The 18558-nt window shown below is 73.6% G+C and carries 16 protein-coding genes; 13 read left to right on the forward strand and 3 right to left on the reverse strand.

Annotation, left to right across the window (positions count from 1 at the left end):
• The first annotated feature begins 84 nt into the window (after positions 1-84).
• From AB0399_RS27965 to AB0399_RS28005, 9 genes are all read left to right on the forward strand, one after another.
• Positions 85-1653: a PucR family transcriptional regulator gene (locus AB0399_RS27965; protein WP_366413230.1), complete on the forward strand. Its 1569-nt coding sequence runs from the start codon at positions 85-87 to the stop codon at positions 1651-1653.
• Between the two features lie 239 nt (positions 1654-1892).
• A complete protein-coding gene (locus AB0399_RS27970) occupies positions 1893-3353 on the forward strand; it encodes an aldehyde dehydrogenase family protein (protein WP_366413231.1) in 1461 nt (486 codons plus the stop codon).
• Positions 3354-3500: 147 nt separating this feature from the next.
• Complete coding sequence (locus AB0399_RS27975; RefSeq protein ID WP_366413232.1) at positions 3501-5423, forward strand: acyl-CoA dehydrogenase family protein; 1923 nt, start codon at positions 3501-3503, stop codon at positions 5421-5423.
• 314 nt (positions 5424-5737) lie between these two features.
• The gene (gene dxr, locus AB0399_RS27980; RefSeq protein WP_366413233.1) at positions 5738-6988 is read left to right on the forward strand and encodes a 1-deoxy-D-xylulose-5-phosphate reductoisomerase; all 1251 of its coding nucleotides are present in this window, start codon (positions 5738-5740) and stop codon (positions 6986-6988) included.
• Positions 6985-8304 carry a site-2 protease family protein gene (locus tag AB0399_RS27985; protein ID WP_329364127.1) on the forward strand — a complete coding sequence of 440 codons (1320 nt, stop codon included), beginning with the start codon at positions 6985-6987 and terminating at the stop codon, positions 8302-8304. The genes dxr and AB0399_RS27985 overlap by 4 nt, the downstream gene beginning before the upstream one ends.
• A gap of 101 nt (positions 8305-8405) precedes the next feature.
• Entirely contained in the window at positions 8406-9560 is a 1155-nt protein-coding gene (gene ispG, locus AB0399_RS27990) for a flavodoxin-dependent (E)-4-hydroxy-3-methylbut-2-enyl-diphosphate synthase (RefSeq protein WP_328470094.1), read from the forward strand.
• A gap of 130 nt (positions 9561-9690) precedes the next feature.
• Positions 9691-10536, forward strand: coding sequence for a GNAT family N-acetyltransferase (locus AB0399_RS27995; RefSeq protein WP_329364126.1), 846 nt, complete (start codon positions 9691-9693; stop codon positions 10534-10536).
• A 68-nt stretch (positions 10537-10604) separates the two neighbouring features.
• Complete coding sequence (locus tag AB0399_RS28000) at positions 10605-11150, forward strand: GNAT family N-acetyltransferase (protein WP_328470098.1); 546 nt, start codon at positions 10605-10607, stop codon at positions 11148-11150.
• A gap of 65 nt (positions 11151-11215) precedes the next feature.
• Positions 11216-12913, forward strand: a complete 1698-nt coding sequence (locus AB0399_RS28005; RefSeq protein ID WP_366413234.1) for a proline--tRNA ligase — start codon at positions 11216-11218, stop codon at positions 12911-12913.
• Positions 12914-13460: 547 nt separating this feature from the next.
• On the opposite strand, the gene AB0399_RS28010 is transcribed toward AB0399_RS28005, so the two are convergent.
• Genes AB0399_RS28010 through AB0399_RS28020 form a run of 3 tightly spaced genes read right to left on the reverse strand, consistent with a single transcriptional unit; the run spans position 13461 to position 15466 of the window.
• On the reverse strand, positions 13461-14420 hold the full coding sequence (locus AB0399_RS28010; protein ID WP_329364124.1) for an aminoglycoside phosphotransferase family protein: 960 nt from the start codon (positions 14418-14420) through the stop codon (positions 13461-13463).
• Positions 14421-14463: 43 nt separating this feature from the next.
• Positions 14464-14925 carry a ferritin-like domain-containing protein gene (locus AB0399_RS28015; protein ID WP_366413235.1) on the reverse strand — a complete coding sequence of 154 codons (462 nt, stop codon included), beginning with the start codon at positions 14923-14925 and terminating at the stop codon, positions 14464-14466.
• Positions 14891-15466: a hypothetical protein gene (locus AB0399_RS28020; protein ID WP_366413236.1), complete on the reverse strand. Its 576-nt coding sequence runs from the start codon at positions 15464-15466 to the stop codon at positions 14891-14893. The genes AB0399_RS28015 and AB0399_RS28020 overlap by 35 nt, the downstream gene beginning before the upstream one ends.
• Before the next feature lie 140 nt (positions 15467-15606).
• Here AB0399_RS28020 and rimP point away from each other — a divergent pair, with 140 nt between their 5' ends.
• The 4 genes from rimP to AB0399_RS28040 form a co-directional block, all read left to right on the forward strand.
• On the forward strand, positions 15607-16185 hold the full coding sequence (rimP, locus tag AB0399_RS28025; protein ID WP_329364121.1) for a ribosome maturation factor RimP: 579 nt from the start codon (positions 15607-15609) through the stop codon (positions 16183-16185).
• A gap of 2 nt (positions 16186-16187) precedes the next feature.
• The gene (gene nusA, locus AB0399_RS28030; RefSeq protein WP_328470110.1) at positions 16188-17171 is read left to right on the forward strand and encodes a transcription termination factor NusA; all 984 of its coding nucleotides are present in this window, start codon (positions 16188-16190) and stop codon (positions 17169-17171) included.
• Positions 17172-17275: 104 nt separating this feature from the next.
• Positions 17276-17554 carry a YlxR family protein gene (locus AB0399_RS28035; RefSeq protein WP_328470112.1) on the forward strand — a complete coding sequence of 93 codons (279 nt, stop codon included), beginning with the start codon at positions 17276-17278 and terminating at the stop codon, positions 17552-17554.
• A gap of 173 nt (positions 17555-17727) precedes the next feature.
• The coding region (locus tag AB0399_RS28040; RefSeq protein WP_366413237.1) for a translation initiation factor IF-2 N-terminal domain-containing protein at positions 17728-18558 on the forward strand (831 nt) is incomplete at its 3' end.

Raw genomic sequence — 18558 nt, forward strand, 5'->3', positions numbered from 1 at the left:
CGAGGGTTGAGGTACGGTGCGGGGGAATCCAGGGTGTCGGCGACCGGTCGGCAGATCTCCGTCTCTGAACGGCACCAGGTAGGCATGCCTCTCACGCTCGCGTCGCTCGCGCACCACACGTCCCTCAAGCTCACCGTGCTCGCCGCGGGCGGCCGGCTGGGCGCCGAGGTGCGCTGGGTGCACACCAGCGAGCTGGAGGACCCGGCGCCGTATCTGGAGGGCGGGGAACTGCTGCTCACCACCGGGCTGAAGCTGGACACGGCCGACCCCGCGGCGGTGGCCGGATACGTCCGGCGGCTGGCGGCGGCGGGCGTGGTCGGGCTGGGCTTCGGCGTCGGGGTGGGACACGACGAGGTGCCGCGGGCCCTGGTCGCGGCGGCGGACGAAGTGGGGCTGCCGCTGCTGGAAGTGCCGCGGGCGACCCCGTTCATCGCGATCAGCAAGGCAGTGTCGGCGGCGGTGGCCGCGGACCAGTATCAGGCGGTGACGGCCGGGTTCGAGGCGCAGCGCGAGCTGACCAGGGCTGCGCTGGCATCCGACGGCACCGGCGCCCTGCTGGCACGGCTGGCGGCGCACCTGAACGGCTGGGCGGCGCTGTACGACGCGTCCGGCGCGGTGCTGGCCGTGGCGCCGGAGTGGGCGGGCCGCAGGGCCGCGCGGTTGGGCGGCGAGATCGACCGGCTGCGGGCCGTCGCCGCGCCGGCGAGCGCGGCGGTGGCCGGGCCGGCCGGCAGCGAGGACCGGGTCGAGCTGCAGTCGCTGGGCACCGGGCGGCGCCCGCGCGGATTCCTCGCGGTCGGCACCGAGGAGCGCCTCGACACCGCCGCGCGCTACGTGGTGCACGCGGCCGTCGCGCTGCTGACGCTCTCGCTGGAACAGTCCCGCGCCCTGGTCGCCGCGCAGGGCCGGCTCTCCGCGGCGCTGCTGCGGATGCTGCTGGCAGGCGAGGCGGCGCACGCCCGGGACACCGCGGGGCCGCTGTACGGCACGCTCCTGGACGCGCCGGTGCGGATGCTCATCGCCGAGCCGAGCGGAGCCTCCGCGGCCGCCGGGCCCGGGCCGGAGACGCCGGAGGTGCCGGACGCGCTGGCCCTGCTCGCGGAGCGCGCGGAGGCCGCGGCGGTCCGCGCCGCCGAGCCCCTGCTGGTCGTCTCCGAGGGAGAGCGGCTGATCGTGCTCGCCGCCGAAGGCGCCGCGGCGCTCACCGCGGCCACCGACCTGGCCGAGGCCGAGGACGGGCTCGCGGCCGGCCTGTCCGCGCCGCTGGACCCCGCTGACGCGCCCACCGCCCGCGGCCAGGCCGAGCGCGCCCTCGCGGTCGCCCGGCGGCGCGGGGTGAACCTGGTCGAGCACGGCGAGGTCGGCGTCGGCTCGGTCGTCCCGCTGCTCGCCGACGACGCGGTGCGGGCCTTCGCCGAGGGGCTGCTGCGGCCGTTGCGGGAGCACGACGCGACGTCGCGCGGGGACCTGGTGGCCTCGCTCGCCGCGTGGCTCGCCCACCACGGCCAGTGGGATGCCGCCGCCGCGGACCTCGGCGTGCACCGGCACACCTTGCGGTACCGGATGCGGCGGGTCGAGGAGATCCTCGGGCGCTCGCTGGACGACCCGGACGTCCGCATGGAGCTGTGGCTCGCCCTCAAAGCGGAAGCGTAGCCACGGCGCCCTGACCCTAGGGGGTGCCCGGCCTCGTGGTCGCGGGGCCGTGCGGCGGGTGGGTGGCCGGGCTCGCTGCGGCAGGCGGTCCCCCGACCGGCGGGCCGAGGCACCCCGGCGGATCGGGGGCCCTGGCCAAGTTGTAGCGGAGGGTGGCGGGCGTGCTCCGCCGTGGACAAGGGAGGGCGCGACGGCGCCGACTACCTTGGTCGCGCATCCGACGAAAGGGCGGGAACACCGTGACCACCACAGGCGCAGCCCCATACGCGTTCTGGCTTGCCGGCCGCCCGGCCCGCGGCGAGGAGACGTTCGACGTGACCAGCTCGTGGGACGGCGGCCTGGTCGGCCGGGTCAGCGTGCCGGACGAGGACCAGGTCGAGCAGGCCGTCGCGGCGGCGGCCGGGGCGACCGACGCGTTCGCGGCGACCCCCGCCCACGTACGGGCCGCGGCGCTGGACCACGTGGCGAAGCGGCTGGCGGAGCGGGCCGAGGAACTGGCCGCCTTGATCACCGCGGAGAACGGCAAGCCGCTGAAGTGGGCGCGCGGCGAGGTCGGCCGCGCGGTGTCGGTGTTCCGCTGGGCCGCGGAGGAGGCGCGCCGCTTCAACGGCGGCGAGGCGCAGCGGCTGGACACCGACCCGGGCGGCGTCGGCCGGCTCGCGCTGACCCGCCGGTTCCCGCGCGGCCCGGTGCTGGGCATCGCGCCGTTCAACTTCCCGCTGAACCTGGTCGCGCACAAGGTCGCCCCGGCGCTCGCGGTCGGCGCGCCCATCATCCTCAAGCCCGCACCGGCCACCCCGCTGTCGGCGCTGCTGCTCGGCGAACTGCTCGCCGAGACCGAGGGACTGCCCGAGGGCGCCTGGAGCGTGCTGCCGGTGCCGAACGACCGGATGCCCGAGCTGGTGCGCGACCCGCGGCTGCCGGTGATCTCGTTCACCGGCTCCGACACCGTCGGGTACCAGATCATGGACTCCGTGCCGCGCAAGCACGTCACGCTGGAACTGGGCGGGAACGCCGCGGCGGTCGTGCTCGCGGACTGGTCGAGCGAGCAGGACCTGGAGTGGGCGGCCACCCGGATCGCCACCTTCGCCAACTACCAGGCCGGCCAGTCCTGCATCTCGGTGCAGCGGGTCATCGCCGACGCGGCCGTGTACGACGCGCTCGCCGAGAAGGTCGTCGCCAAGGTGCGCGCCCAGGTCACCGGCGACCCCAACGACGCCGCCACCGACGTCGGCCCGCTGGTCAGCGAGGCCGCGGCCGAGCGCGTCGAGCAGTGGGTGGACGACGCCGTCGGCAAGGGCGCGAAGCTGCTCACCGGCGGCACCCGGGACGGGGCGACCTACGCGCCGACCGTCCTGGCGGACCTGCCGGGCGACGCGGTGCTGGCCACCGCGGAGGCGTTCGGGCCGGTGCTGTCACTGCACCGGGTCAACGGCGCCGAGGAGGCGTTCGCGGCCGTCAACGACTCCCGGTTCGGCCTGCAGACCGGCGTGTTCACCCATGACCTCCAGATCGCCTTCCGGGCCCACCGGGTCCTGGAGGTCGGCGGTGTGATCATCGGCGACGCGCCGTCCTACCGCGCCGACCAGATGCCGTACGGCGGGGTGAAGGACTCCGGGCACGGCCGCGAGGGCGTGAAGTACGCGATGGACGACTACACCTACGAGCGGGTGCTGGTGCTGACCGGGCTCGACCTGTAGGGCCCCCGGGCGCCACCGCGGTACGGCCGGGCCGTTGACAGCACGTCAGCGGCCCGGCCGTCCTTCTGTGGCTGGTATGCCGGACATGGGGTAGTACGGACACGGAGCACCGGTTCGAAGCCGGCCTACCCGGAGGTGACACACACCGTGTCCGCACCCACCGCAACACGCAACGTCTCAGAACGCGAAGCCCGGCAGGTGGCCGAGGCCGCCCGCGAGCAGGACTGGCACAAGCCCAGCTTCGCCAAGGAGCTGTTCCTCGGCCGGTTCCGGCTCGACCTGATCCACCCCCACCCGCTGCCCGCGCCCGAGGCGGTGGCCAAGGGCGAGGCGTTCCTGGCGCAGCTCGGCGACTTCCTGCGCGCCGAGGTGGACAGCGCCCGGATCGAGCGCGACGCGCTGATCCCCGACGAGGTGGTGCGCGGCCTGAAGGAACTGGGCGCGTTCGGCATGAAGATCGACGAGTCCTACGGCGGTCTCGGCCTCACCCAGGTGTACTACAACAAGGCGCTGGCCATGGTCGGCTCGGTGAGCCCCGCGGTCGGCGCGCTGCTGTCGGCCCACCAGTCGATCGGCGTGCCGCAGCCGCTGAAGATGTTCGGCACCCAGGAGCAGAAGGACGCGTTCCTGCCGCGCTGCGCCCGTACCGACATCAGCGCCTTCCTGCTCACCGAGCCGGACGTCGGCTCGGACCCGGCCCGGCTGGCCACCACCGCCGTGCCCGACGGCGACGACTACCTGCTCGACGGCGTCAAGCTGTGGACCACCAACGGCGTCGTCGCCGACCTGCTGGTGGTGATGGCCCGGGTGCCGCGCTCCGAGGGCCACCCGGGCGGCATCAGCGCCTTCGTGGTCGAGGCGGACTCCGAGGGCATCACCGTGGAGAACCGCAACGCCTTCATGGGGCTGCGCGGCATCGAGAACGGCGTCACCCGGCTCCACCAGGTGCGGGTGCCCGCGGCCAACCGGATCGGCCCCGAGGGCGCCGGCCTGAAGATCGCGCTGACCACCCTCAACACCGGCCGGCTCTCGCTGCCCGCGGCCTGTGTCGGTGCGGCCAAGTGGTGCCTGAAGGTGGCCCGTCAGTGGTCGGCGGCCCGCGAGCAGTGGGGCAAGCCGATCGCCGAGCACGAGGCGGTCGGCTCGAAGATCGCGTACATGGCGGCCACCACCTTCGCGCTGGAGGCCGTGGTCGACCTGTCCTCGCAGATGGCCGACGAGGATCGCAACGACATCCGGATCGAGGCCGCGCTCGCCAAGCTCTTCGGCTCCGAGGCGTCCTGGAAGATGGCCGACGAGCTGGTGCAGATCCGCGGCGGCCGCGGCTTCGAGACCGCCGACTCGCTCGCCGCCCGCGGCGAGCGCGCGATCCCCGCCGAGCAGATGCTCCGCGACCTGAGGATCAACCGGATCTTCGAGGGCTCCACCGAGATCATGCACTTGCTGATCGCCCGCGACGCCGTCGACGCCCACCTGTCGGTCGCCGGCGACCTCATCGACCCCGACAGCACGCTCGCCGACAAGGCCAGGGCGGGCGCCAAGGCCGGCGGGTTCTACGCCCGCTGGCTGCCGAAGCTCGTCGCGGGCCCCGGCCAACTTCCCACCTCCTACGCCGAGTTCGGCGACCTCGCCGGGCATCTGCGGTACATCGAGCGCACCTCCCGCAAGCTCGCCCGCAGCACCTTCTACGCCATGTCCCGCTGGCAGGGCCGGATGGAGCTGAAGCAGAACTTCCTGGCCAGGATCGTGGACATCGGCGCCGAGCTGTTCGCGATGAGCGCGGTGTGCGTGCGCGCCGAGTACCTGGCCGCCGAGGGCGAGCACGGCCCGGCCGCCCGGGGCCTGGCCGACGCGTTCTGCCGCCAGTCCCGGGTCCGGGTGGAGGAGCTCTTCGCCCTCCTGTGGGCCAACACCGACGGCCCCGACCGGCACCTGGCCAAGGCCGTCCTCGACGGCAAGGTCGAGTGGCTGGAGGAGGGCATCGTGGACCCCGTCCGGGACGGCGCGTGGATCGCCGACGCGACCCCCGGGCCGTCCACGGCCGACAACGTACGGCGCCCGGTGCGCTGAACCCCGCGGGTCGGCTCGCCCGCGTGGCGGGCCGGCCGCGGCGGGCGCCGGCACGCGCAGGGGCGTCAACCCGCCGCCCGCGCCCGCACCCCCTCCGCGGCCCCTTCCCACCCCTTCCCACCGGCCCCCCGCGCGTCCGGCGCTCTCCACAGCCGCCGGGCGTACCCTGACCACCGCCCCGTGCGGACCGCCGCACCGGCCCGCGCACCGGGGCGCACACCGACCACCCGCCGTACACCGCCCGCCACCCGCCGCGACCCCGCCCGACCCGGGCCCGTGCGTGGACAAGGGGCCGGGCAGGACAGAATGACCCCATGACGGACGCTCTCGCAGACCCCCACTACCGCCCGCACGTCCCCGCCGGACCCGACGACGGGCCCCGGGACATCGTGATCCTCGGTTCGACCGGGTCGATCGGCACCCAGGCGATCGACGTGGTGCTGCGCAACCCCGACCGGTTCCGCGTGGTCGCGCTGTCGGCCGCGGGCGGGCGGGTCGCGCTGCTGGCCGAGCAGGCGCACCGGTTGGAGGTGCGCACCGTCGCCGTCGCCGACGAGAAGGCGCTGCCCGCGCTGCGCGAGGCGCTGGCCGAGCGGTACGGCAGCCGGCCGCTTCCGGAGATCCTGGCCGGGCCGCAGGCCGCCACCGAGCTCGCCGGCCTGGAGTGCCACTCCGTGCTCAACGGCATCACCGGCTCCATCGGCCTGCGTCCCACGCTCGCCGCGCTGGCCGCCGGCCGGGTGCTGATTCTCGCCAACAAGGAGTCGCTGATCGTCGGCGGCCCGCTGGTGAAGGCGCTCGCCAGGCCCGGCCAGGTGGTGCCGGTGGACTCCGAGCACTCCGCGCTCTTCCAGGCGCTGCTGGGCGGCAGCCGGGCCGAGGTCCGCAAGCTGGTGGTCACCGCCTCCGGCGGGCCGTTCCGCGGCCGCACCCGCGCCGAGTTGGCCGGCGTCACCGTCGAGCAGGCCATGGCCCACCCGACCTGGGACATGGGGCCGGTGGTGACGATCAACTCCGCGACCCTGGTCAACAAGGGCCTCGAGGTGATCGAGGCGCACCTGCTCTTCGACGTGCCGTTCGACCGGATCGAGGTCGTCGTCCACCCGCAGTCCTACATCCACTCGATGGTGGAGTTCGCCGACGGCTCCACCCTCGCGCAGGCCAGCCCGCCGGACATGCGGATGCCGATCGCGCTGGGCCTGGGCTGGCCGCACCGGGTGCCGGACGCCGCGCCGGGCGTCGACTGGACGAAAGCGGCCACCTGGGAGTTCTTCCCGCTCGACAACGACGCGTTCCCTTCCGTCGCACTGGCCCGACATGTCGGTAGCCTCGGAGGCACCGCGCCCGCGGTGTTCAACGCGGCCAACGAGGAATGCGTCGAAGCATTCCGCACCGGCCGGCTGCCGTTCACCGGGATCGTGGACACCGTGGCCAGGGTCGTCGAGGAGCACGGCACGCCGGCGTCGGGAACTCGACTGACGGTCGAGGACGTCCTCGAAGCGGAGACCTGGGCGCGGGCCCGGGCCGGTGAACTGGCGCAAGCAACGGAGGCAGCAGGCGTATGACGGCTCTCATGACGGTCCTCGGCATAGTCGTCTTCGCCGTCGGTCTGATGATCTCCATCGCGTGGCACGAGTTGGGCCACCTGACCTGGGCCAAGATCTTCAAGATCCGCGTACCGCAGTACATGGTCGGCTTCGGCCCCACCTTGTGGTCGCGCAAGAAGGGCGACACCGAGTACGGCTTCAAGGCGATCCCGCTGGGCGGCTACATCCGGATGATCGGCATGTTCCCGCCCGGTGAGGACGGCCGGATCACCGCCCGCTCCACCTCGCCGTGGCGCAGCATGATCGAGGACGCCAGGACCGCCGCGTACGAGGAGCTCCAACCGGGCGACGAGACGCGGATGTTCTACACGCGCAAGCCGTGGAAGCGCGTCATCGTCATGTTCGCCGGGCCGTTCATGAACCTCGTGCTCGCCGTCGCGCTGTTCCTCACCGTCTTCATGGGCTTCGGCATCAGCATGTCGACCACCGTGGTCGGCCAGGTCAGCGACTGCGTGATCTCGCAGGCCGACACCTCCCACCGCGACGCGAACAACCCGTGCCGCGCGTCCGACCCGGTGGCGCCGGCCAAGACCGCCGGGCTCAAGGCGGGCGACAAGTTCGTGGAGTTCAACGGCAAGCCGGTGAAGAACTGGTCGGAGCTGTCGGAGGACATCCGCAAGGGCGCGGGACCGGCCACCATCGTGGTGCTGCGGCACGGCCAGCGGGTCACCCTGCACCCGGACATCACCACCAACACGGTGGCCAAGACCGACAGCGACGGCAACCCGACCGACGGCAACCCGGTGAAGGCCGGCTTCCTCGGCTTCAGCCCGGCCAGCCACATCCAGCCGCTCGGCTTCGCCGACTCCGTCGACCACATGGGCGACATGGCCAAGCAGGGCGTCGACTCGCTGGTCTCGCTGCCCAAGCGCATCCCCGACCTGTGGAACGCGGCCTTCCACCACGCGCCGCGCAAGGCGGACTCGCCGATGGGCGTGGTCGGCGCGGCCCGGGTCGGCGGCGAGGTCTTCGCGATGAAGGCGCCCGCCATCGACCGGGTGGTGACGATGGTCATGCTCGTGGCCGGCTTCAACCTGTCGCTGTTCCTGTTCAACATGCTCCCGCTGCTGCCGCTGGACGGCGGTCACATCGCGGGCGCGCTGTGGGAGGCGATCCGGCGACACGCCGCCCGGGTCTTCCGCCGTCCCGACCCCGGACCGTTCGACGTGGCCAAGCTCATGCCGATCGCCTATGTCGTGGCCGGAATCTTCGTGTGCTTCACACTGCTGGTTCTGATCGCGGATGTGGTCAACCCGGTCAAACTGAGTTCGTAATGGCCCGAGCCGGGTGAGAGTCGTGGGCGGGGTGTCGTAATCTCGATGCTGGAGCCCGCCCACGACGGGACCTCGTTCCACACCTTGGGGATGCCACGCAGATGACCGCGATTTCGCTCGGTATGCCGGATGTTCCGACCAAACTCGCCGACCGCCGCAAAAGCCGTCAGATCCAGGTCGGGAGCGTCGCGGTGGGCGGCGACGCGCCGGTCTCCGTGCAGTCGATGACCACCACCCGCACTTCCGATATCGGCGCCACCCTCCAGCAGATCGCCGAGCTGACCGCGTCCGGCTGCCAGATCGTCCGGGTCGCCTGCCCCACCCAGGACGACGCCGACGCGCTCGCCACCATCGCCCGGAAGTCCCAGATCCCGGTCATCGCCGACATCCACTTCCAGCCGAAGTACGTCTTCGCGGCGATCGACGCGGGCTGCGCGGCGGTCCGGGTCAACCCCGGCAACATCAAGCAGTTCGACGACAAGGTCAAGGAGATCGCCAAGGCCGCCTCGGCGGCGGGCGTGCCGATCCGGATCGGCGTCAACGCCGGCTCGCTGGACCGCCGGCTGCTGGAGAAGTACGGCAAGGCCACCCCCGAGGCGCTGGTCGAGTCCGCGCTGTGGGAGGCGTCGCTCTTCGAGGAGCACGACTTCCGCGACATCAAGATCTCCGTGAAGCACAACGACCCGGTGGTCATGGTCAACGCCTACCGGCAGCTCGCGCAGCAGTGCGACTACCCCCTGCACCTCGGCGTCACCGAGGCGGGGCCGGCCTTCCAGGGCACCATCAAGTCCGCGGTCGCCTTCGGCGCGCTGCTCGCCGAGGGCATCGGCGACACCATCCGGGTCTCGCTGTCCGCGCCGCCCGCCGAGGAGGTCAAGGTCGGCATCCAGATCCTGGAGTCGCTGAACCTGCGCCAGCGCCGCCTGGAGATCGTCTCCTGCCCGTCCTGCGGCCGCGCTCAGGTCGACGTCTACAAGCTCGCCGACCAGGTCTCCGCCGGCCTGGACGGCATGGAGGTCCCGCTGCGCGTCGCCGTGATGGGCTGCGTCGTCAACGGCCCCGGCGAGGCCCGCGAGGCCGACCTCGGTGTCGCCTCCGGCAACGGCAAGGGGCAGATCTTCGTCAAGGGCGAGGTCATCAAGACCGTGCCCGAGTCGCAGATCGTCGAGACCCTGATCGAGGAGGCCATGAAGCTGGCCGAGCAGATGGAGGCGGCCGGTGCCGCGTCCGGTGAGCCGCAGGTGAGCGTCTCCTGACCGCACGTCTCCGGCCGGGTGCCGCGTTCGGGGCACCGAACGCGGCACCCGGCGCACCCGACCGCAGCCGCCCGCGGTGCCCGCTGACCTCGTCCGCCGAGGAGCGCGGACCGTACGGTCAGGCGCGCCCGTGCTGACCCAACCGACCGCCCGCGTCCTCGAACCGGGCGATCTCGACGCCGCCCTCGCGGTCCTGGACCGGGACCCGGTCGCCAACGCGTTCGTCACCTCGCGGGTCAACATCGCCGGCCTCGACCCCTGGCGGCTCGGCGGCGAGATGTGGGGCTGGTACTCCGCCGGCCGCCTCACCTCGCTCTGCTACGCGGGCGCCAACCTCGTGCCGATCTGCGCCACCCCCGAGGCCGTCAGCGCGTTCGCCGACCGCGCCCGCAGGGCCGGCCGCCGCTGCTCGTCGATCGTCGGCCCGGTCGACGCCACCGCCGACCTGTGGGCACGGCTCGAACCGTACTGGGGTCCCGCCCGCGAGGTGCGCGCCCGGCAGCCCCTGATGACCACCCGCGCGCTGCCCGCCGACGTGGCCCCCGACCCGCTCGTCCGCCGGGTGCAGCGCAACGAGATGGAGGTGATCATGCCCGCCTGCGTGGCCATGTTCACCGAGGAGGTCGGCGTCTCGCCGATGGCCGGCGACGGTGGGCTGCTCTACCAGGCGCGGGTCGCCGAACTCGTCTCCGCGGGGCGGGCGTTCGCCCGGATCGAGGACGGCGAGGTGGTCTTCAAGGCCGAGATCGGCGCCGTCACCCGGCACACCTGCCAGATCCAGGGCGTCTGGGTCGCCCCCTCGCACCGCGGCCGCGGCCTGTCCGAGACCGGCATGGCCGCGGTCCTGCACTACGCCCTGCGCGACGTCGCCCCCGTCGCCAGCCTCTACGTCAACGACTTCAACACCCCCGCCCGCGCCGCCTACCACCGCGTCGGCTTCACGGAAGTCGGCGCCCTGATGTCCGTGTTGTTCTGAGCCCCGGAGGAGACCTCGCCCGGTGCCCGGGAGGAGGGGGCGGGCGGGAGGCGATAGGGTCGCGCGTCATGGAGAACGTGGTGGTCGGCCCGTGTGCGCTCAGCGAGCACGTGGACGAGGCGCTGGGCGTGCAGGCGGTGGCGTTCGGGCTCGGGCCGGAGGAGGTCGCGATCCGCCGGCAGATCGTGCTGCGTCACCTGGCGTGCACGGGCGCGCGGGCGCTGGCCGCACACAGCACATCCGACGGCCGGATGGTCGGCTTCGTCTACGGCCTGCCCAACGACCGCGCGCACTGGTGGTCGAGCGTGGTCCAGCCGTACCTGCGCGCGCAGGGCAACGACGGCTGGCTCGACGACTCCTTCGTGATCACCGAACTGCATGTGCTGCCCGACTTCCAGTCCCGCGGCATCGGCCGCCGGCTGATCACCGAGATCACCGACACCGCCACCGAGCCGCGCAGCATCCTCTCCGCGATCGACGGCGAGAGCCCCGCCCGCCATCTGTACCGCGCGCTCGGCTACCGCGACCTGGCCCGCCCCGTGCACTTCCCCAGCGCGCCCCGCCCCTACGCCGTGATGGGCGCCCCGCTGCCGCTGTCGCGCCGCCCGGAATAACCGCTACGGCCCCCGCCCGCCCGCTGGATATCCTCGCCGGACCTTCGAGGAACACGGAGAACACGATGGTCCTGCGCATGTCCAGGCTGCTGCTCAAGACGTTGCGTGACGACCCGGCCGACGCGGAGACCACCAGCCACAAGCTGCTGGTCCGGGCCGGGTACGTACGCCGCTCGTCGGCGGGAGTGTGGAGCTGGCTGCCGCTGGGCAAGCGCGTGCTGGACAACGTGTCCCGGATCGTCCGCGAGGAGATGGACGCGATCGGCGGCCAGGAGGTGCTGCTGCCCGCGCTGCTGCCCCGCGAGACGTACGACGCCACCGGCCGCGCCGACGAGTACGGCGACCTGCTCTTCACGCTCACCGACCGCAAGGGGACCGACTACGTCCTCGGGCCCACCCACGAGGAGAGCTTCACCCTGCTGGTGAAGGACCAGGTCACCTCCTACCGCGACCTGCCGGTGATCCTCTACCAGATCCAGACCAAGTACCGCGACGAGGCCCGGCCTCGCTCCGGGGTGCTGCGCGGCCGCGAGTTCCAGATGAAGGACGCCTACTCCTTCGACCTCGCGCCGGAGGGGCTCGCCGAGGCGTACCGGCTGCACCGCGAGGCGTACACCCGGATCTTCCGCCGGCTCGGCCTGGACTTCCGGATCGTCTCCGCGGTGTCCGGGGCGATGGGCGGCTCCGCGTCCGAGGAGTTCCTGGCGCCCGCCGCGGCCGGCGAGGACACCTTCGCGGACTGCCCGGAGTGCGACTACGCCGCCAACACCGAAGCAGTCGTCTTCACCGCGCAGGTCCCCGCGGCGGCCGACCCCGGCCCGGTCGAGGAACTGGACACCCCCGGCACCGCCACCGTCGAGGCGCTGGCCGCCGCGGTGTCGGTGCCCGCCGCCGCGATCCTGAAGAACCTGCTGGTGAAGGTCGACGGCGAGATCACCGCGGTCGGCGTGCCCGGCGACCGCGAGGTGGACCTCGGCAAGCTCGCCGAGCACCTCGCCCCCGCCACCGTCGAGATCGTCACCGCCGAGGACTTCGCCGCCCGGCCCGACCTGGTACGCGGCTACGTCGGCCCGCAGGGCCTGAGCACGCTGGGCATCCGCTACCTCGCCGATCCCCGGGTCGCCGCCGGCACCGCCTGGGTCACCGGCGCCAACAAGCCCGGCCGGCACGCCGCCAACGTGGTGTGCGGCCGTGACTTCACCGTCGACCGCCACCTCGATGTCGTCACCGTCGAGGCCGGCGACCCCTGTCCCCGCTGCGGCGCCGGGCTGCGGCTGGACCGCGCCATCGAGATCGGCCACATCTTCCAGCTCGGCCGCAAGTACGCCGACGTCTTCCGCCTCGACGTCCTCGGCCCCGACGGCAAGCCGGCCCGCGTCACCATGGGCTGCTACGGCATCGGGGTCTCCCGCGCCGTCGCCGCCCTCGCCGAGCAGACCGCCGACGCCCACGGGTTGTGCTGGCCCGCCGAGGTCGCCCCCGCCGACGTCCACGTGGTCGCCGCGGGCAAGGGGGGCGCGGCCGAGCTTGCCGCCCGCGCGGCCGACGAACTCGACGCCGCCGGGCTGCGGGTCCTCCTCGACGACCGCGACGGGGTATCGCCGGGGGCGAAGTTCACGGACGCCGAGTTGATCGGGGTGCCCCGTGTGCTCGTTGCCGGCCGCCGCGCGGCCGACGACGTCCTCGAACTCCGCGACCGCCGCACCGGCACCCGTGAGGACCTCCCCCTGACCGACGCGGTCGCCCGTCTCCGGGGTGCCTGACCCCCCGGGGCCCGGTGTCCTGTCGGTTCAGGGACCACCCCCCGGTGGTGAGCCGGCCGCGCAGTTCCCCGCGCCCCTGGGTGATTGCCCCTTGCGGTCGGGCCTTCGCCATCCCGCCGGTGGGTGGCCTGACGCTCAGGCTCTCCCCTTGGCTTCGCCGGGAAATACCCCTGCCGCTGGGCCGGTGACACTCTTTTCGCGGAAAAGCCGCGGAAATCCAGGGGCGCGGGGAACTGCGCGACCGGCCACTGACCGGCCTGTGGCCGGGGACTGGCGTCGGCCAGGACGGCGCGTAGCCGAAGGGGCGCGGACCACCGGGCGGCACCCGGGAGCGGCGCCCGGCACGCCGTGGCGGGGAGCCGCTCGGGCGGCCACTGACCGGCCTGTGGCCGGGGACTGGCGTTGGCCAGGATGGCGTGTAGCCGAAGGGGCGCGGGGAACTGCGCGGGCAACCGGTCACCGGGTGGCACTCGGGAGTGGCGCGCGGCATGCCGCGGCGGGGAGCCGTACCGCACGCGCGGCGCTCCGCTGCGGGGAGCCGAAACGGCTACAACCAGGTCGCGAACTCCAGGAGCAGCTCGCCGTCTTCGCGGCCACCGACCGCCAACCCCCACACGCCCGCCTCGACCGCACGGAAGAACGCCCAGCCGCGGAGCCGTTCCGGGTCCACCTCGAGGGAATCCGCCAGCTTCGCCAGGCGCCGCCGGGCCGCCGCCCGGGAACCCGGCTGCGCGGCGAGCGTGGAGAGCCGGTCCCGTACCAGCCACGCCAGGTCGTACGCCCGCTCGCCGACGAGCGGCTTGGGGTCGATCGCCAGCCATGGCATGCGGTCCCCGGCCAGCACGTTCCCGTGGTGGTAGTCGCCGTGCAGCAGCACCGCCTCGGGGGCGGTGCCGACCAGGCTCTCCCAGCGGGCCAGCGCCTCGTCGATCAGCGGCCGCGCGTCCTCGGCGTACGGCTGCCCGCGCCGCTCCCGCAGCAGCGGCACCAGCGCGCCGGTGTACTCCTCGACCGTGGTGAACGGGTGCGCGTCGGCGGGTGCCACCCACAGCCGCTGGAGCACCCCGGCGGCTTCGAGCATCGCCTTCGGTTCGGCGAGCGAGCGCAGCGACACGTCGGCGTGCAGCCGCTCCAGCAGCATCGCGCCCTGCTCCGGATCGGCCCGCAGCAGGCGTACGGCGCCGCGCCCGCCCCAGTGCGCGAGCGCCGCGTGCTCCTGCGCGGTCTCCCGGTTGACCATGCCGACCTTGAGCACCGCCGGCGTGCCGTCGTCCGTGCGGACCAGCACGATCATGCTGATCTGGCCGCCCGCGGCGAAGACCCGCTCCGCGGTGAGCCCCCACCGGTCGAGGTAGCCGGCGACGGTCTCCGGCAGCCGGGCCAGCCACGCGCGACCGGCCTCGCCCTCCCAAGCGGTGACGGTGCGGGTGAGTCGCTCGGGCGGTTCGAGGGCCAGGTCCGCCGACCGGTCGCCCTCGCCGCCGCCCTCGTGCGCCGCTGCGCTCATCGTGTCGCGTTCCCTCCGTCGTACGCCCCCTGCGGCCCGCCGGTCAGCGCTCCTCGGTCAACCCCGGGAAGGCTACGCCGCCGCCGGTCCAGCGCACGGCACGCACCGCCGCCTCGCGCAGCGCGCCCGCCGCGTCCTGCCGTATCCCGCCTATCGCCGCCGCCACCAGGTCGCCGTAGGCGCCCGCGACGTGCTCCTCCAGGTACCCGGCCAGCCGCAGCGCGTCGGCGGACCCGGTCACCGCGAAGGGGAGCCGGTAGCCGGCGGCAGCGGCCACCGGGACCGCGCCCAGGTCCGTCACGGTGCGGGCCATCGAGTCCCGGCGGGCGCGGTGCGCGTCGTACGCCTGCCGCGCCTCGGCCTTGCGGGAGTCGGCCACCTTGCCGCCGACCACGCTGTAGCCGTAGACGGCCGCGTGTTCTGCCGCGAGGGCGGCCTGCGCGGCGTCGACGATCGTGCTCACCGTGCGCTCACTTTCCGGCCGGGCGGCCGAGCAGGACGACATGGCCCGCGCCTGCCGCGGCCACCGAGGCGAGCAGCCGGGCGAGGGCGCCCGGCGCGTCGAGCAGTGTGGCGGACCGGCGGTCGGCGAGCGCGCGCTCGGCGGCGGCGAGCGCGGCCAGGGCCTTGTCGGCGGTGGCGGGCACGGCGGACGCCGAGCCCGTGGAGGCGGGAGTCGCCGGAGACCCCGTGCTGTTGCTGTTGCTGTTGCTGTTGCTGTTGCTGTTGCCGTTGCCGTTGCCGTTGCCGGACGCCGGAGACGACGGGGCGGCGGGGGCCCGGCCGCCGAAGGCCCGCACATGCGCGGCGGTGTCCGCCCGCAGCGGTGCCAGCCGCGCGGCCAGTGTCGGGTACGCCGCGATCACCGCGTCGTACCGCGCGACCAGTGCGGTGCTGTCCCGGGCCTCGCGTGCCTGCCGCGCCGCGTCCGGCGCGTCGTCGGCCCGCACGGCGGTGGAGGCACTGCCCCGGCCGCCGGAGCACCCCGCCACCACACCGACGGTTGCCATGGCCACGGCGCTACGCCGGGTCAGCTTCGGGATCATGACAGGGAGTGTAGGGGTGACGCGGCGGCGTCCGGGCGGCCGCCCCGCAGCGCGTTCGGGGGGTGGTCGAACTCGGGTAAAGTGCGGTCCAACACGCGACCTTCCATGACAACAGCAGACGCGGCCGAGGAGTCACCCGGATGAGCACCACCCACAGCGAGAGGCTGCGCGCACTGCTTGAGCCGCTGGTCGGCGAGGCGGGACTGGAGCTGGAAGAGGTCACGGTGTCGGCGGCGGGCAAGCGCCGGCAGCTGATGGTCGTCGTGGACGCGGAGGACGGCGTGCAGCTCGACGCCGTGGCCGAGCTGAGCCGCGCGATGTCGCAGGCCCTCGACGCGTCCGACGCCATGGGCGAGACCGAGTACGTCCTCGAGGTGAGCTCACCCGGCACCGATCGTCCGCTGACCGAGCCGCGGCACTTCCGCCGCAACGCCGGCCGCCTGGTCAAGCTCCAGCTCAAGGAGCGCGGAGAGCTGATCGCGCGGATCATGGCGGTGGACGACGAGGGCCTCGACCTGGAGGTCCCGGGCGTCAAGGGCCGCAAGCCCAAGCCGGCCCGGGCGGACTTCGGCGAGATCGCCAGGGCGCGGGTCGAGGTCGAGTTCAACCGCAAGAGCGGCGGCGCCGACGACAGCGCCGACGACGAGGTGGACGACGAGACGGACGGCGGCGACGAGACCGTCGAAGACGAAGACGACGAGAGCACTGAGGAGGCGTAGCCGTGGACATCGACATGAAGGCCCTGCGGGGCTTGGTGACCGAACGGCAGATCTCGTTCGACCTGCTGGTCGAGGCGATCGAGTCGGCACTCCTCATCGCGTACCACCGCGAGCCGGGCAGCCACCGCCGGGCCCGGGTCGAGCTGGACCGGACCAGCGGTCAGATCACCGTATGGGCGACCGAGGACCAGGAGGAGGCGGGGGAGGGCGCCGAGCCGCGCGAGTTCGACGACACCCCCAGCGGCTTCGGCCGGATCGCCGCCTCCACCGCCAAGCAGGTGATCCTGCAGCGGCTGCGCGACGCGGAGGACGACGTCACCTTCGGGGAGTACGCCGGCCGGGAGGGCGACATCGTCACCGGCGTCGTCCAGCAGGGCAAGGACCCCAAGAACGTGCTGGTCGACATCGGCAAGCTGGAGGCGATCCTGCCGGTGCAGGAGCAGGTCCCCGGCGAGGACTACGCCCACGGCACCCGGCTGCGCGCCTACGTGGTGCGCGTCGCCAAGGGGACCCGCGGCCCCTCCGTGACCCTCTCGCGCACCCACCCGAACCTGGTGAAGAAGCTCTTCGCCCTGGAGGTGCCCGAGATCGCCGACAACTCGGTGCTGATCGAGGCGATCGCCCGCGAGGCCGGGCACCGTACGAAGATCGCGGTGCGCTCCACCCGCTCCGGGCTGAACGCCAAGGGCGCGTGCATCGGCCCGATGGGCGCCCGGGTGCGCGCGGTGATGGCCGAGTTGCACGGTGAGAAGATCGACATCGTGGACTGGTCGGACGACCCCGCGGACATGGTGGCGAACGCGCTGTCGCCGGCCCGGGTCTCCCACGTCGAGGTGGTGGATGCCGCCGCCCGGTCCGCCCGGGTGACCGTGCCCGACTACCAGCTCTCGCTGGCGATCGGCAAGGAGGGCCAGAACGCCCGGCTCGCCGCGCGGCTGACCGGGTGGCGGATCGACATCAGGCCGGACACCGAGCAGCAGGACTGAGCCGGCGGCCTCCGCCGGACCGGCGAGGCTGTGAGTTCCGGACGAACAAGCGTCCGTTGACCCACTCGAAGGAGTGAGGTTGGCGCGGGGAGGTAGACTAAAGGGTGTCTGGTCGGACGCTGACGTCAGCATGCCCGGAGCGAACGTGCATCGGCTGCCGTCAACGCGCGGCCAAGAGCGATCTGCTGCGTGTGGCGGTGAGCGGGGGCGCGTGCGTTCCCGATCTTCGCGGTACGCTGCCCGGTCGGGGTGCGTATCTGCATCCTGCCCTTGCCTGCCTCGACCTGGCGGTCCGCCGTCGGGCGTTCGCCCGGGCCTTCAAAGGACCGGTCGCGCCGGACACCGCGGAGTTGCGCCGGTGCGTCGAGCAGGCAGCCCCGTAGGAACCGGTAGAACCCGTAAGAAGCAGAACGGCACGGATGCACCGTGCGGTCAGGTACCTCGCGAGATGGAAGTAGGTCGAGATTGCGATGAGCACTCGATGAGTACGCGATGAGTACGCCCATGAAGTAGCGACGGTCCGGCGGACGATCACCCCGGACCTAAAAGGAGCGAAGTGGCTAAGGTCCGGGTATACGAACTCGCCAAGGAGATGGGAGTCGAGAGCAAGGTCGTCATGGCCAAGCTCCAGGAACTCGGCGAATTCGTCCGTTCGGCGTCCTCGACGATCGAGGCGCCGGTTGTCCGCAAACTGACTGACGCTTTCCAGGGACCCGGCGGCGGTAGCGCCGGCAAGTCCGCTGCGAAGCCGTCCGCGCCGCGCAAGTCGGCGCCCTCCCCGGCGGCAGGCCGCCCGGGAGGCACCCCCAAGCCGGCCGGCCCCACCCCGGGTACGCCGGCCCGTCCGGCTGCCCCGGCGGCGCCCAAGCCGGCCGGCGGTCCGGTGACCCCGGCCGCCCCGAGCGGTGGCGCCACGCCGCCGTCCGGTTCCGGCCCGCGCCCCGGCCCCAAGCCGGCCCCGGCGCCCAAGCCCGCGCCGGCCGCACCCGTGCCCGCCGCGGAGTTCCAGGCACCCCCGTCCGCGCCCACGACCCCGGCCGCAGGCCAGGGCCAGGGTCAGGCAGCCCAGGGCCAGCGTCCCGGTGGCGCCGCGCCCGGTCCGCGCCCGGCCCGTCCGGCTCCGGCCGGCGGTCAGCGCGACGCCGGTCAGCGTGACGGCGGCCGCCCCGGCGGCAACCGCCCCGCGTCCGGGCAGGGCGGCCAGGGCGGTGCCCGTCCCGGCGCTCCGCGCCCGGCCGGTCCGCGTCCCGGCAACAACCCGTTCACGTCCGGCTCCACCGGCATGCCGCGCCCCGGTGGCGCGTCGCGTCCCGGCGGCGGTGCACCAGATGGTCCCCGGCCGGCCGATCGGCGGTCCGAGCCGGGCGGGTGCGTCGGACCACAGGCA

This window comes from Streptomyces sp. NPDC088194, from assembly GCF_040702025.1.
Classification (GTDB): Bacteria; Actinomycetota; Actinomycetes; order Streptomycetales; family Streptomycetaceae; genus Actinacidiphila.

Excerpts from the sequence above, each read along its gene's own strand:
- AB0399_RS27965 (WP_366413230.1), top strand. The coding sequence starts at position 85 with ATGCCTCTCACGCTCGCGTCGCTCGCGCACCACACGTCCCTCAAGCTC.
- dxr (WP_366413233.1), top strand. The coding sequence starts at position 5,738 with ATGACGGACGCTCTCGCAGACCCCCACTACCGCCCGCACGTCCCCGCC.
- AB0399_RS27985 (WP_329364127.1), top strand. The coding sequence starts at position 6,985 with ATGACGGCTCTCATGACGGTCCTCGGCATAGTCGTCTTCGCCGTCGGT.
- ispG (WP_328470094.1), top strand. The coding sequence starts at position 8,406 with ATGACCGCGATTTCGCTCGGTATGCCGGATGTTCCGACCAAACTCGCC.
- AB0399_RS28000 (WP_328470098.1), top strand. The coding sequence starts at position 10,605 with ATGGAGAACGTGGTGGTCGGCCCGTGTGCGCTCAGCGAGCACGTGGAC.
- AB0399_RS28005 (WP_366413234.1), top strand. The coding sequence starts at position 11,216 with ATGGTCCTGCGCATGTCCAGGCTGCTGCTCAAGACGTTGCGTGACGAC.
- AB0399_RS28010 (WP_329364124.1), bottom strand. The coding sequence starts at position 14,420 with ATGAGCGCAGCGGCGCACGAGGGCGGCGGCGAGGGCGACCGGTCGGCG.
- AB0399_RS28015 (WP_366413235.1), bottom strand. The coding sequence starts at position 14,925 with ATGTCGTCCTGCTCGGCCGCCCGGCCGGAAAGTGAGCGCACGGTGAGC.
- AB0399_RS28020 (WP_366413236.1), bottom strand. The coding sequence starts at position 15,466 with ATGATCCCGAAGCTGACCCGGCGTAGCGCCGTGGCCATGGCAACCGTC.
- rimP (WP_329364121.1), top strand. The coding sequence starts at position 15,607 with ATGAGCACCACCCACAGCGAGAGGCTGCGCGCACTGCTTGAGCCGCTG.